The sequence below is a fragment of the Streptomyces sediminimaris genome, from assembly GCF_047049295.1.
GTDB lineage: Bacteria > Actinomycetota > Actinomycetes > Streptomycetales > Streptomycetaceae > Streptomyces > Streptomyces sediminimaris.
Genome location: NZ_JBJWOT010000001.1, coordinates 977,673 through 989,691, shown reverse-complemented (window position 1 = coordinate 989,691; position 12,019 = coordinate 977,673). Strand labels below are relative to the sequence as shown.

Annotated in this window: 10 protein-coding genes; 8 read left to right on the top strand and 2 right to left on the bottom strand. The window is 71.1% G+C overall.

Features of this window, described 5'->3' with window-relative positions; translation table 11 throughout:
• Positions 1-66: 66 nt before the first annotated feature.
• Entirely contained in the window at positions 67-1,014 is a 948-nt protein-coding gene (locus ACJ9NR_RS04580; RefSeq protein ID WP_412512679.1) for an ROK family protein, read from the top strand.
• An 87-nt stretch (positions 1,015-1,101) separates the two neighbouring features.
• Here ACJ9NR_RS04580 and ACJ9NR_RS04575 read toward each other — a convergent pair whose 3' ends face one another.
• Positions 1,102-3,123: an NPCBM/NEW2 domain-containing protein gene (locus tag ACJ9NR_RS04575; protein WP_412489632.1), complete on the bottom strand. Its 2,022-nt coding sequence runs from the start codon at positions 3,121-3,123 to the stop codon at positions 1,102-1,104.
• 215 nt (positions 3,124-3,338) lie between these two features.
• Here ACJ9NR_RS04575 and ACJ9NR_RS04570 point away from each other — a divergent pair, with 215 nt between their 5' ends.
• The 7 genes from ACJ9NR_RS04570 (at position 3,339) to ACJ9NR_RS04540 (ending at position 10,991) form a co-directional block, all read left to right on the top strand.
• Positions 3,339-3,542 (top strand): hypothetical protein, encoded by a 204-nt coding sequence (locus tag ACJ9NR_RS04570; RefSeq protein ID WP_412489633.1) that lies wholly within the window; start codon positions 3,339-3,341, stop codon positions 3,540-3,542.
• 151 nt (positions 3,543-3,693) lie between these two features.
• A complete protein-coding gene (locus ACJ9NR_RS04565) occupies positions 3,694-4,734 on the top strand; it encodes an NUDIX hydrolase (RefSeq protein ID WP_412489634.1) in 1,041 nt (346 codons plus the stop codon).
• 280 nt (positions 4,735-5,014) lie between these two features.
• Positions 5,015-6,829, top strand: coding sequence for an ABC transporter family substrate-binding protein (locus tag ACJ9NR_RS04560; RefSeq protein ID WP_412489635.1), 1,815 nt, complete (start codon positions 5,015-5,017; stop codon positions 6,827-6,829).
• Between the two features lie 92 nt (positions 6,830-6,921).
• On the top strand, positions 6,922-7,908 hold the full coding sequence (locus ACJ9NR_RS04555; protein WP_412489636.1) for an ABC transporter permease: 987 nt from the start codon (positions 6,922-6,924) through the stop codon (positions 7,906-7,908).
• On the top strand, positions 7,901-8,821 hold the full coding sequence (locus tag ACJ9NR_RS04550) for an ABC transporter permease (RefSeq protein WP_412489637.1): 921 nt from the start codon (positions 7,901-7,903) through the stop codon (positions 8,819-8,821). Before ACJ9NR_RS04555 ends, ACJ9NR_RS04550 begins: the two co-directional genes overlap by 8 nt.
• Positions 8,818-9,924, top strand: coding sequence for an ABC transporter ATP-binding protein (locus ACJ9NR_RS04545; RefSeq protein WP_412489638.1), 1,107 nt, complete (start codon positions 8,818-8,820; stop codon positions 9,922-9,924). Before ACJ9NR_RS04550 ends, ACJ9NR_RS04545 begins: the two co-directional genes overlap by 4 nt.
• Positions 9,921-10,991 carry an ABC transporter ATP-binding protein gene (locus tag ACJ9NR_RS04540; RefSeq protein ID WP_412489639.1) on the top strand — a complete coding sequence of 357 codons (1,071 nt, stop codon included), beginning with the start codon at positions 9,921-9,923 and terminating at the stop codon, positions 10,989-10,991. The genes ACJ9NR_RS04545 and ACJ9NR_RS04540 overlap by 4 nt, the downstream gene beginning before the upstream one ends.
• On the opposite strand, the gene ACJ9NR_RS04535 is transcribed toward ACJ9NR_RS04540, so the two are convergent.
• Positions 10,964-12,016, bottom strand: a complete 1,053-nt coding sequence (locus ACJ9NR_RS04535; protein WP_412489640.1) for a protein kinase family protein — start codon at positions 12,014-12,016, stop codon at positions 10,964-10,966. The two genes, ACJ9NR_RS04540 and ACJ9NR_RS04535, sit on opposite strands and share 28 nt — an antisense overlap.
• Positions 12,017-12,019: the final 3 nt, after the last annotated feature.

The window sequence follows — 12,019 nt, the reverse complement described above, 5'->3', positions numbered from 1 at the left end:
GGTTGAAGGGGGAACTTCCCCCGGATGTCCGGAGAACCGATGGTTTGACGGGGAGATCCGACACAGATGCACACCGACCTCGTGGCCGCGCTGGACATCGGCGGCACCAAGATCGCCGGGGCGCTGGTGGACGACCACGGCCAGATCCTGGTGCGTGCACAGCGTGCCACGCCCGCGCAGCAGGACGGCGAGACCGTGATGGGCGCGGTGGAGGAGGTCCTCGGCGAGCTCACCGCCTCGCCCCTCTGGGGCCGCGCCACCGTGCTCGGCATCGGCAGCGCCGGCCCGGTGGACGCCTCCGCGGGCACGGTGAGCCCGGTGAACGTGCCCGGCTGGCGCGACTACCCGCTGGTGCGGCGGGTGCGGGCAGCGGCCGGGGGACTGCCCGTCGAGCTGATCGGGGACGGTGTGGCGATCACGGCGGCCGAGCACTGGCAGGGCGCCGCCCGCGGCCACGACAACGCGCTGTGCATGGTGGTCTCCACGGGGGTGGGCGGCGGACTGGTCCTGAACGGCTCGCTGCACCCCGGTCCCACGGGCAACGCGGGCCACATCGGCCACATCAGTGTCGACCTGGACGGCGACCTGTGTCCGTGCGGCTCACGCGGCTGTGTCGAGCGCATCGCGAGCGGCCCCAACATCGCCCGCCGCGCGCTGGAGAACGGCTGGCTGCCCGGCCCCGACGGCGACACCTCCGCCGCCGCGGTGGCCGCCGCCGCCCGCGCCGGCGACCCGGTCGCCGTGGCCTCCTTCGAGCGGGCCGCGCAGGCGCTGGCCGCCGGCATCGCGGCCACCGCCACGCTCGTCGAGATAGACATCGCCGTGATCGGCGGGGGAGTGGGCAAGGCCGGCGACGTCCTGTTCACGCCGCTGCGCAAGGCCCTCGGCCAGTACGCGACGCTCTCCTTCGTGCAGCGGCTGGAGATCACCCCGGCCCAGATGGGTACGGACGCCGGACTGGTCGGTGCGGCCGCGGCCGCGCTCGCCAGGAGGGCGGACGCGGCCGCGGTCTGAGGGGCGGGGGAACGGGGAAGGAACGTTCAGCCGGGTGGCCGGGCCGCGCACCGGAACGTTCACCCCTGGCGCCGGTCCGGCGCGGGCTCAGCAGGTCAGCTGCGCGTCCGCCCAGTCCGCGTGGTCGGAGTCGATGCCGTCGCCGCCGTCGGTGACGACCAGGCGGACCACCTGGGCGCCGGTCACGTCCGCGGTGATCGGCTGCGCCGGCATCGCGTTCGTCAGGACGCCGGTGGAGGCGACCTCGGTGCCGTCGGCCCAGATCTCGAAGGCGACGCTCCCGTTCGCGCCCTTCTCGTCGTCGACGCCCACGTCCGCGCCGACCTTCTCGCACGCCCCGCCGGTGTAGTACTCGACGGCGCTCGGCGCGTGGACGCCCAGTCCCCTGCCGTAGACGACTCCGCCGATGGTGAGGGGGTGGCCGTCGCCCGCGGCGCTCTCGCCGTTGCTGGTGTTGCGCTCGACCGGCCCGTAGCCGTTCGTGGCCGACAGCCAGGGCAGGTCGCCGAGGCCGGAGGTGCCCGCGGGCGGCGGTACGACGACGGACGCCGTCAGCGCCGTCGTGACGGCGGCACGGACACCCGTCGGCGAGCGGTAGGCGGCCCTGAGCGTGAGGTCGTAGGAGCCGGTCGGCGTCCCGGGCGGAGCGGTGACCGACCAGGTGGTGCGCAGGGAGCGGCCCGTCGGCACGGCGGCGGAGGCGCTCGGCGACGTCGCCCTGACCGTCCAGCCGGCGGGTCCCCGCAGCCGCACCGAGACGTGCTCGGCGGGCGTACGGCCGAGATCGGTGACGGCGGAGGTCAGCGTCGTCGCCTTGCCGGCCACCGTCAGCGGGCGGCCGTCCACGCCGAGTTCGACGGCGGGCGGATGCGCCGCCCAGCGGCGGTCGGTGCCGACGCGCACCAGGACCGTTCCGTGTGCCGGGACGGTCGCCGCGATGCTGCCCGCGGTGTTGTAGGCGCGGTGCCGCCACAGGTCGCGCAGGGTGTAGGCGGGCGCCCGGGGCAGGCCCACGGCCCTGGCGGTCGTGGCGATGCGCTGGGCGGTGCCGGACTCGTTGAAGAGGGCGACCGCGCGGCTGCCGTCCTTCATCCGCTTGGCGACGACCCAGCGTCCGCCCTCGGACGAGACGACCCTGCCCTGCTCGCCCAGCGGGTCCTGGTCGACGGCGATGACCTCCTTGTTGTCCAGGATGTCGAAGGTCGCCGGGGAGGCCTTGCGCAGGTCGGAGCCGATGAGCAGCGGAGCGGCCATGACCGACCACATCGAGAAGTGGGAGCGGTACTCGGTGTCGGTCATCCCGCCGTTGCCGACCTCCAGCATGTCGGGGTCGTTCCAGTGGCCGGGGCCGGCGTAGGGGGCGAGGGGCAGGTTCTGCTTCAGGATCCCCAGCATGGAGCCCCAGCTGTCGCTGATGTCACCGGTCGTGCGCCACAGGTGGCCCACGTCGGACGCCCACTCCCAGGGCTTGTTCTGGCCCCATTCGCAGATGCTGTAGACGATCGGCCGGCCGGTCGCCCTGAGGGCGTCGCGCATGGTCGTGTAGCGCAGTCTGGCGTCCACGCCCTGGTTGTTGCAGTTGTCGTACTTGAGGTAGTCGACGCCCCAGTCCGCGAACTGCCGGGCGTCGCTGTACTCGTGACCGAGCGCCCCGGGGAACCCGGCGCTGTTGCACGTCTTGGTGCCCGCGCTGGTGTAGATGCCCAGCTTGAGGCCCTTGGAGTGCACGTAGTCGGCGACCGCCTTGATCCCGTGGGGGAAGCGGACCGGGTCCGGTACGAGCTTGCCGTCCGCGTCCCGGTCCGGCAGGGCCCAGCAGTCGTCGAGGTTGACGTACCGGTATCCGGCGTCCTTGAGGCCCTTGTCGACGAAGAGGTCGGCGATGCCCTTGACCATGGACTCGTTGAACTCGGCACGGCAGTGCGTGGAGTTCCAGTTGTTGAAGCCCATGGGCGGGGTGAGCGCGAGGCCGTCGGCCAGGGCGGGCGCGGCGGGCTGTGCGGCGGGCGCCGCCACGGCCGGCGCGGCGAGTCCCGCCGTGCCCAGCAGCCCCGCGGCGAGCGCGCCGAGGACTCTTCGGCGGGAGGTGCGGGTGTGAAGGTGACGCATCGTTACGTTCCTCCGAACACACGTGAAGTGGGGGGTGGCGTCATGACGTCATGTCCGCGTCATTACTGCGCGTTTACGGTAAGACGTGTCGGAGTGTGTTGGAAGAGGGGCGGTAGCGGTTGTTCGGTTGTGTCGATTCTCCGTGGCGGGCCGGTCCGGCGCGGAGTGTGTCCGGCGCGCGTGACCCCCTGGCGGGTCCGGCAGTTGAACGGGGCATGAAGAAGCGCAGCATGATGGCCATCGCCTCCCTCGCCACCGGGTTCGTCGTGGCGGCGATCACTCCCTCGCACGGTGCGGACCACCGGGTCCTGGGGGATCAGCGGTCGCAGAGCGACCTCGGGGTCGACGACACGCTCGGCACCGTCGCCCAGACCGTCGGCGACGGCGCCCTGCCCGGCGCCGACCAGGCTCTCGACTAGACCGGACGGCAAGGTTCCGGCCCGGCGGGCGCCGGTGCCCCGCGCCCGGCGGGCACCGGCGCCCCCTTTTTGTGCGCCCTCAACTGGGGCTGGTTTCCGTGGCAGGGTGGAACGGGCAAGCCACAGGGGGCCAACAGAAGAGGGGGAGTCCGTGATCGTCTGGATCAACGGCGCGTTCGGTGCGGGGAAGACCACCACCGCACGGGAACTGATCGAACTGATCCCGAACAGCACGCTCTTCGACCCCGAGGTCATCGGCGCGGCGCTCACGCACCTGCTGCCGCCCAAGCACCTCGCCGAGGTCGGCGACTTCCAGGACCTGCCGATCTGGCGGCGGCTCGTGATCGACACGGCGGCCGCGATGCTCGCGGAGCTCGGCGGGACCCTCGTGATCCCCATGACGCTGCTGCGCCAGGAGTACCGCGACGAGATCTTCGGCGGCCTCGCGGCGCGCCGCATCCCCGTCCGGCACGTCCTCCTCGCCCCGGCGGAAACGATCCTGCGCGAGCGAATAGCGGGCCGGGAGGTACCGCCGGACCTGCCGGACGGCGAGATGCGGGTACGGCAGTGGTCCTACGACCACATCGAGCCCTACCGCGCCGCCCTCGGAACCTGGCTGACCGCCGACGCCTACCTCGTCGACACCGGCGCGCTGACGGCGTATCAGGCGGCCCTGCGCATCGCGGAGGCCGTCGGCAGCGGTGAGGCCGCCGTACGCGACATCGTGCAGACGCCCGAGCCCACCGCCGAGACGCTCGCCTCCGGCGTCCTGCTCTTCGACGAACAGGACCGGGTCCTGCTGGTCGACCCCACGTACAAGGCCGGCTGGGAGTTCCCCGGCGGCGTCGTCGAGCCCGGTGAGGCGCCCGCCCGCGCCGGCATGCGCGAGGTCGCCGAGGAGACCGGGATCGAACTCGCCGAGGTGCCGCGGCTCCTCGTCGTCGACTGGGAGGCGCCCGTACCGCCGGGCTACGGCGGCCTGCGCCTGCTCTTCGACGGAGGCCGGGTCGGCGCCGCCCGGGCGGCCCGGCTGCTGCTGCCCGGACCGGAACTGCGCGACTGGCGCTTCGTCACCGAGGAGGAGGCCGCGGACCTGCTGCCGCCGGTGCGCTATGAACGGCTGCGCTGGGCGCTGCGGGCGCGCGAGGACGGGGCGGCGCTGTATCTGGAACAAGGCGTTCCGGTCGGCTGACACCCCGTCAAGGCGTTCCGGTCGGCTGACACCCCGTCGCACGGGTCCGGGCGGGAGGCGTTGGCGTGAAGCCGTCGCTTGCTGACTCGCCATCAGCTCACTTTGCCCCGGCTAGACCTTCCCTGGGGGAAACCGAGGGGCAATCGTCGCCGTCCCGGTATCAACGGGAGTCCGAACGCGGGGCACTCAAGTCCTACGGTCGGTGCGCAGCCCAGTTCTCTCGCGGCCGATCGGCCGCCTCGTCACACGCCGCGGGATCTCCGGCGGCCGAAGGAGGGACATGCGCGCGCAATCATCCGCCCTCACAAGGGGCTTCACCCTCTCAGCCGGGCTCGTGCTGGTCCTGGCCGCCTGCAGCGGCGGCGGGGGCGGCAATTCGGACAACGGCGGCTCGGCGGGACTCTCGGCCTGCAACACCCAGGGCAAGGCCAACACCTGCAACTCCGGTGCCACAAAACCCGGAGGGACGCTCACCTACACGCTGGAGAAGAACATCCAGCAGTGGAACATCCAGGACACCAACGGCAACACCTTCGAGAACGCCGAGGCCATCGAGCCCGTCCTGCCGATGGTCTTCGTCCCGCAGCCGGACTTCAGCGTCTCGCTCAACAAGGACCTGGTGACCTCGGCGGCCCAGACCGGCACCAGCCCGCAGACCCTCGTCTACAAGATCAACCCGAAGGCGGCGTGGAACGACGGGACCCCCATCACCGCCGACGACTTCGTCTACTACTGGCGCACCAACAACGGCAAGGACTGCCCGCCGCCCCCGGCCGGCGACAGCACGCAGACCAAGGGCTGCCTGCCGCAGAGCACCGCCGGCTACGACCGCGTCAAGTCCGTCACCGGTTCCGACGGCGGCAAGACGGTCACCGTCGTGATGGCCAAGCCCTTCTCGGACTGGAAGCAGCTCTTCGGCGCGGGCTATCCGCTGTACCCGGCGCACGTCGCCGAGAAGGTCTCCGGAGCGAAGTCCGGTGACGCCGCCCATATGACGGCCGCTCAGATGGCCAAGGGCTGGCAGTACTTCCAGAAGAACCCGCCGAGCAAGTACCCGACGGCGGGCCCGTACAAGATGAAGGACTGGGTCGACAACGACCACGCCACCTACGTGCCCGACCCCAAGTGGTGGGGTGCCCACAAGGCCTCGCTGAACCGGCTGGTCTTCCGGGTGATCACGGACGCCACCCAGGAGCCGGTCGCCCTGCAGAACAACGAGGTCCAGGGGATCTACCCGCAGCCCGAGGTGGACCTGGTCAACCAGGTCAAGAACATCCCGAACGTCACCTACAGCATCGGCAACGGGCTGACCTGGGAGCACTTCGACCTCAACCTGCACAACCCCGTCATCGGCAGGTACAAGGCCCTGCGCCTCGCGATGTTCACGGCGATCGACATCAAGGACATCGTGGCGAAGACGGTCGGCCAGTTCGACCCGAAGGTCAAGCAGCTCGGCAACCACAACTTCGTACCCGGCCAGAACGGCTACCAGGATCTCGTGACCTCCACCGGGCAGGGATCGGGCGACCTGGCCAAGGCGAAGAAGTATCTGACGGACGCGAAGTTCACCGGTGTGGGCACGGCCCTGAAGACCCCTGACGGCAAGGCCGTCGGCCCCTTCGACTGCCGCTACACCACCGGCAACCAGATCCGCCAGAACGAGTGCCAGATCCTGCAGAGCGCCCTGCGCGGCCTCGGCATCAAGGTCGGCATCAAGCCCATCGGGGCGGCCGACCTCGGCACGGTGCTGGTCGGGCACCAGTACGACATCATCGTGTTCGCCTGGGTGGCCTCGCCGTTCCCCAGCGCCAACGCCCAGCAGACCTGGACCACCGGAGGCGGCGGCAACTACGGCGGTTACAGCAACAAGCAGGTCGACTCCCTGATCAACCGGGCCCTGGGCGAGACGAGCCAGACGAAGGCCGCCTCGCTGCTGAACCAGGCCGACAAGATCATGGTCGGGGACGCCTACGTCCTGCCGCTGTACCAGAAGCCCACCTTCCTCGCGGTGCAGAAGCGGTTCGTGAACATACGCAACAACTCCACCAACGTCGGACCGCCCTACAACGTGGGTGAGTGGGGCCTGCGGAAGTAGCCCCGGCAGCCGCTCCGACGCGCGCCCGGTCCCGGCGATCCCGGGCCGGGCCCGCCCCGGCACCAGTCCGTCGGCCCCCGAGAGAAGACCGCATGCTCGCCTACACCGTGCGCCGCATCCTCGTCTCCATACCCGTCCTCATCGCCTCGACGTTCATCGTGTTCCTGGTCGTCGTCGACTCCGGCGACCCGGTGGCGAACTACGCCACCTCCCGCCAGCCTCCGCCCAGCAAGGCCGCCGTCGCCGCGTTCGCCCGGCACATCCACGCCGACCAGCCGGTCGTGGAGCGCTACTGGAACTGGATCACCGGAGTGCTGCACGGCGACTTCGGCCCCTCCGTACAGCCCAACCTCGACATCGGGCACGACCTGTTCAGCCGCTTCCAGGTCACCGTCACGCTGGTCGCCTCCGCCATGGTCATCGCCCTGGTGCTGGCCGTCCTGTTCGGCGTCTTCAGCGCGATCCGCCAGTACTCGGCCGCCGACTACACCATCACCTTCCTCGGCTTCCTGTTCCTGTCGATGCCGGTGTTCTGGTTCGCGGTCCTGCTCAAACAGGCCGGGATCTGGGTCAACAACGCGACCGGCAGCGACTTCCTCGGCACGATCGGCGAGAAGTCGACCTACCTCAACAACGACACCCTGTGGAACGAGTTCACCGACCGCGTCGGCCATCTCGTCCTGCCCACCATCACCCTCGCCCTGGTCTCGTTCGCCTCCTGGACCCGCTACACCCGCGCCTCGATGCTGGAGGTGCTCAACAGCGACTACGTACGCCTCGCCCGGGCCAAGGGGCTGCGCCGCGCCCGGGTGATGACGCGCCACGCCCTGCGCACCGCGCTGATCCCGCTCGCCACGGTCACCGCACTCGACGTCGCGATCATCCTCGGCGGAGCGGTCATCACAGAGACGATCTTCCAGTGGCACGGCATGGGCGAGATGCTGGTGCAGGCGGCGACGACACTCGACGTCTACCGCACCATGGCCTGGCTGCTGCTGTCCGCCGTCATCGTCATCGGATTCAACCTGGTCGCCGATCTGCTGTACGCCGTACTCGACCCGAGGATCCGCTATGACTGACACCAGGCCGCACGGCTCCTCCGGCACCGAAGCGCCCGGCACCGAGCACGAGTTCACGGTGCGGCAGCGCACCCAGACCCAGCTGATCCTGCGCCGGTTCCTGCGCCACCGCGCGGCCATGGCCAGCCTCGCGGTGTTCGTCCTGATCGTGCTGTGGGCGTTCATCGGCCCCCACCTGTGGCACTACTCGTACCGCAAGTACACCTCCGACAACTCCCAGCCGCCGTCCTTCAAGCACCCGTTCGGCACCGACTCCTCCGGCTACGACGCCTACGCACAGGTCATGCGCGGCACCCAGACCTCGGTGAAGATCGCCATCATGATCGCGCTGGGGTCCACCGTGGTCGGTTCGGTCTGGGGCGCCGTCGCCGGTTTCTACCGCGGTGTCTTCGACGCCGTCATGATGCGTGTCGCCGACCTCGTCCTGACCCTGCCGCTGTTCGCCATCGCCCTGGTCATCTCCTCGCACAGCGGCGGCTCGTGGTACTGGATCGCGGTCGTCGTCGCGGGACTGACCTGGGCGTACGTCTCCCGCGTGGTGCGCTCCACCGTCCTGTCGCTGCGGGAGAAGGAGTTCATCGAGGCGGCCAGGGCGCTCGGTGCCTCCGACGCGCGGATCATCTTCCGGCACCTGCTGCCCAACTCGCTGGGGCCGATCATCGTGAACGCCACCGTGCTGGTGGCCACCGGCATCCTGACCGAGACGGCCCTGTCCTTCCTCGGCTTCGGCGTCCAGCCGCCCGACACCTCCCTGGGGCTGCTGGTCTCGCACGCGAGGACCGCGGTCGACACCCGGCCCTGGCTCTTCTACATCCCCGGCGCGTTCATCATCGCCATCGCCCTGACCATCAACTTCATCGGCGACGGACTGCGCGACGCCTTCGACCCCCGGCAGCAAAGGGTGCGACAGTGACGGTCACAGCAAAGGGAGAAGGCTCGGGGGCCGTCCTCGAAGTCGAGGACCTCAACGTCGAGTTCCCGACGGAGGACGGGATCGTACGGGCCGTGCGCGGTGCCGGCTACCGCCTCGAGCGCGGCGAGTCGCTCGGCATCGTCGGCGAGTCCGGCTCCGGCAAGTCCGTCACCGCGCTCGCCGTGATGGGCCTGCTGCCGGCCACCGCACGCGTGCGCGGCTCGGTCCGCTTCGACGGCGGCGAACTCCTCGGGCTGTCCGACGCGCGGCTGTCGGAGGTACGGGGCAGCGGCATCGCGATGATCTTCCAGGACCCCATGACCTCCCTCAACCCGGTGTACACCGTCGGCTACCAGATCGCGGAGACACTCCGGCGCCACCACCCCGGCCTGAAGGCCCGCGCCGCCCGCGACCGGGCCGTGGACCTGCTCGGCAGGGTCGGGATCCCCGGCCCGGAGCGCCGCGTCGACACCTACCCGCACGAACTGTCCGGCGGCATGCGCCAGCGCGTGGTCATCGCCATCGCCATGGCCAACGACCCGGAGGTGATCATCGCCGACGAGCCGACCACCGCTCTCGACGTCACCGTCCAGGCGCAGATCCTCGACGCCCTGGAGGCCGCCCGGGCCGAGACCGGCGCCGCGCTCGTGCTGATCACCCACGATCTGGGAGTGGTCGCCGGCCACACCGACCGGGTCGCCGTCATGTACGCGGGACGGATCGTGGAGACGGGCTCCGTGGGCGACATCTTCTACACCCCGCGCATGCCCTACACCCTCGGGCTGCTCGGCTCCATGCCCCGTCTCGACCGCGAGGAGGAGCGGCTCATCCCGATCAGCGGATCACCGCCCTCGCTGCTGAACCTCCCGCCGGGCTGCCCGTTCGCCCCGCGGTGCCCGCTGCGCCGGGAGGTCTGCGACCGGGTGGAACCGCCGCTCCGGCCCTCGGACCACGCACACCACCTCAGCGCCTGCCACTTCGCCGGCGAACTCGTCGACGCCCGCGCCGAGGACCTGTTCGCCGTGGCGGGCGCCGACTCCGAGCTGCTGGCCCGCTTCGCCGACACGGCACCCGGGAGCGACACCGAGGAGGACTCCGCATGAGCGCCCCCGCGCGGGCCGCCGCCCCGCTGCCCCCGCTGCCCGGTCACGGCGGCACCGGCGAACCGGTCCTGCAGGTCCGCGACCTCGTCAAGCACTTCCCGGTCATGTCCCACGGCGTCGTACGCCGCCGGGTCGGCGACGTGCACGCCGTGTGCGGGGTCTCCTTCGATCTGTTCGAGCACGAGACCCTCGGCCTGGTCGGCGAGTCCGGCTCCGGCAAGACGACCACCGCGCGCACCGTGCTGGGCCTGGAGACCGCGACCTCCGGCCAGGTCCGCTACGGCGGCCACGAACTGACCGCGCTGTCCCGGCGCCGGATGCGGCCGCTGCGCCGCGAGCTCCAGATCGTCTTCCAGGACCCGTACGCCTCCCTGGACCCGCGCATGTCCGTCCACGAGATCGTCGCCGAACCGCTGCGCATCCACGGCCGCTACGACGCCGGCGGCGCCGGCGAGGTGCGCCGGCTGCTGCGGCTGGTGGGCCTCAACCCCGAGCACGGCAACCGCTACGCCCACGAGTTCTCCGGCGGGCAGCGCCAACGCATCGGCGTCGCGCGGGCGCTGGCCCTGCACCCCAAGGTGCTCGTGCTCGACGAGCCGGTGTCGGCGCTCGACGTGTCGATCCAGGCGGGCGTCCTGAACCTGCTGATGGACCTGCAGAGCGAGCTGGGTCTGTCGTTCCTGTTCGTCGCCCACGACCTGTCGGTGATGCGCCATGTCGCGGGCCGGGTGGCGGTCATGTACCTGGGCCGCCTGGTCGAGGTCGCCCCCGCGCGCCGTCTGTTCGCCGCCCCGGCCCACCCCTACACCCAGGCCCTCGTGTCCGCCATCCCGCTCCCCGACCCGCGCAAGGAACGCGCCCGCAGGCGGATCCTCGTCCAGGGCGACGTGCCCAGCCCGGTCCACCCGCCCAGCGGCTGCCGCTTCCGCACCCGTTGCCCCAAGTTCGCGAACCAGCTGACGGACAGCGAACGCACGGCCTGCGTCGAGGACGTCCCCGCGCTGGTCGACCGGGGCGGCGGCAACCCGGTCGCCTGCCACTACGCGGAGAGCGTGGAACTGTTGTAGGCCAGCCGCAGCTCCTCGTACGGGTAGGCCGTCCGCCTGCTCTCCTGCCGCAGCCTGCCGAAGAAGCGGTTCAGCACCGCGGTCAGGGGGGCGTCACGGGAGATGATCGCGGCGGCGGTCTCCGGGACGCCGTCCGCGTGCGCGCCGATCGCGCAGGCCCGCACGAACGCCTCGCGCTCCTGGCGGTCGTAGCCGTACAGGGCCGTGACGAGCCAGTTGACCAGGTGCGCCCGGGTGTAGACCAGGTCGAAGTCGCGGTGCCGGTCGAAGAAGGCGCGCTCCTGCCGGGTGAGGCGGAACCGGGGACTGAGCGCGAGGCCGTAGTCGGCGAGGAAGAACTCCTCGCCGTCGGTGAGGACGTTCTGGAAGTGGGCGTCGCAGTGCAGCAGCCCGCGGTCGCGCAGGAAGGGGGTCAGCGCGCCCAGCCACCGCTCCACCCGCGCGCAGGTCCCGTCCGGGTCACCGGTGCGCAACTGGGCGCCGAACCAGTCGTGGAGGGTGTGCGGGAAGTACTCCAGGAAGAGGGTCAGGCTCGCCGAGGCGGTCCGCAGGGCCTCGACGCGCTCGCGCACCTGCGGGGCGCCGCCCCAGTACGCCACCACCTCCTCCACGTCGGCCAGTTCGCCGGGCAGGGGCTGCGCGGTGTCCGGCAGGACCCGCCAGTGGTGCATCAGCGGGAAGCCCGGGAAGCGGTCGGCCAGCACCCAGTTCGTGGTCATCGTGTGCGCGGCCAGCTCGCGCCAGGCGCCGAAGCCCGGGCCGCCGATGCCGTAGTGGCAGAAGGACGGCAGCTCGAAGACGTTCGCCGTCGATCCCGTGTTCCCGGGCAGCCGCTCGACGTCCGTCAGCGGCACCCGTTTCACGAAGACCCGGTGGCCGTCCACGTCGATCAGCACCGAACGCCCGCCGATCCCGGCGCCTGCGGGCGTCCCCTTCGCCAGCAGGTCCGCCAGCTCCAGGTCGCTGAGCAGGCCCAGGGAGACGGCGAGGTCGGTGTGCGTGGCGCGGCGCGCGGCGGAGGACATGAC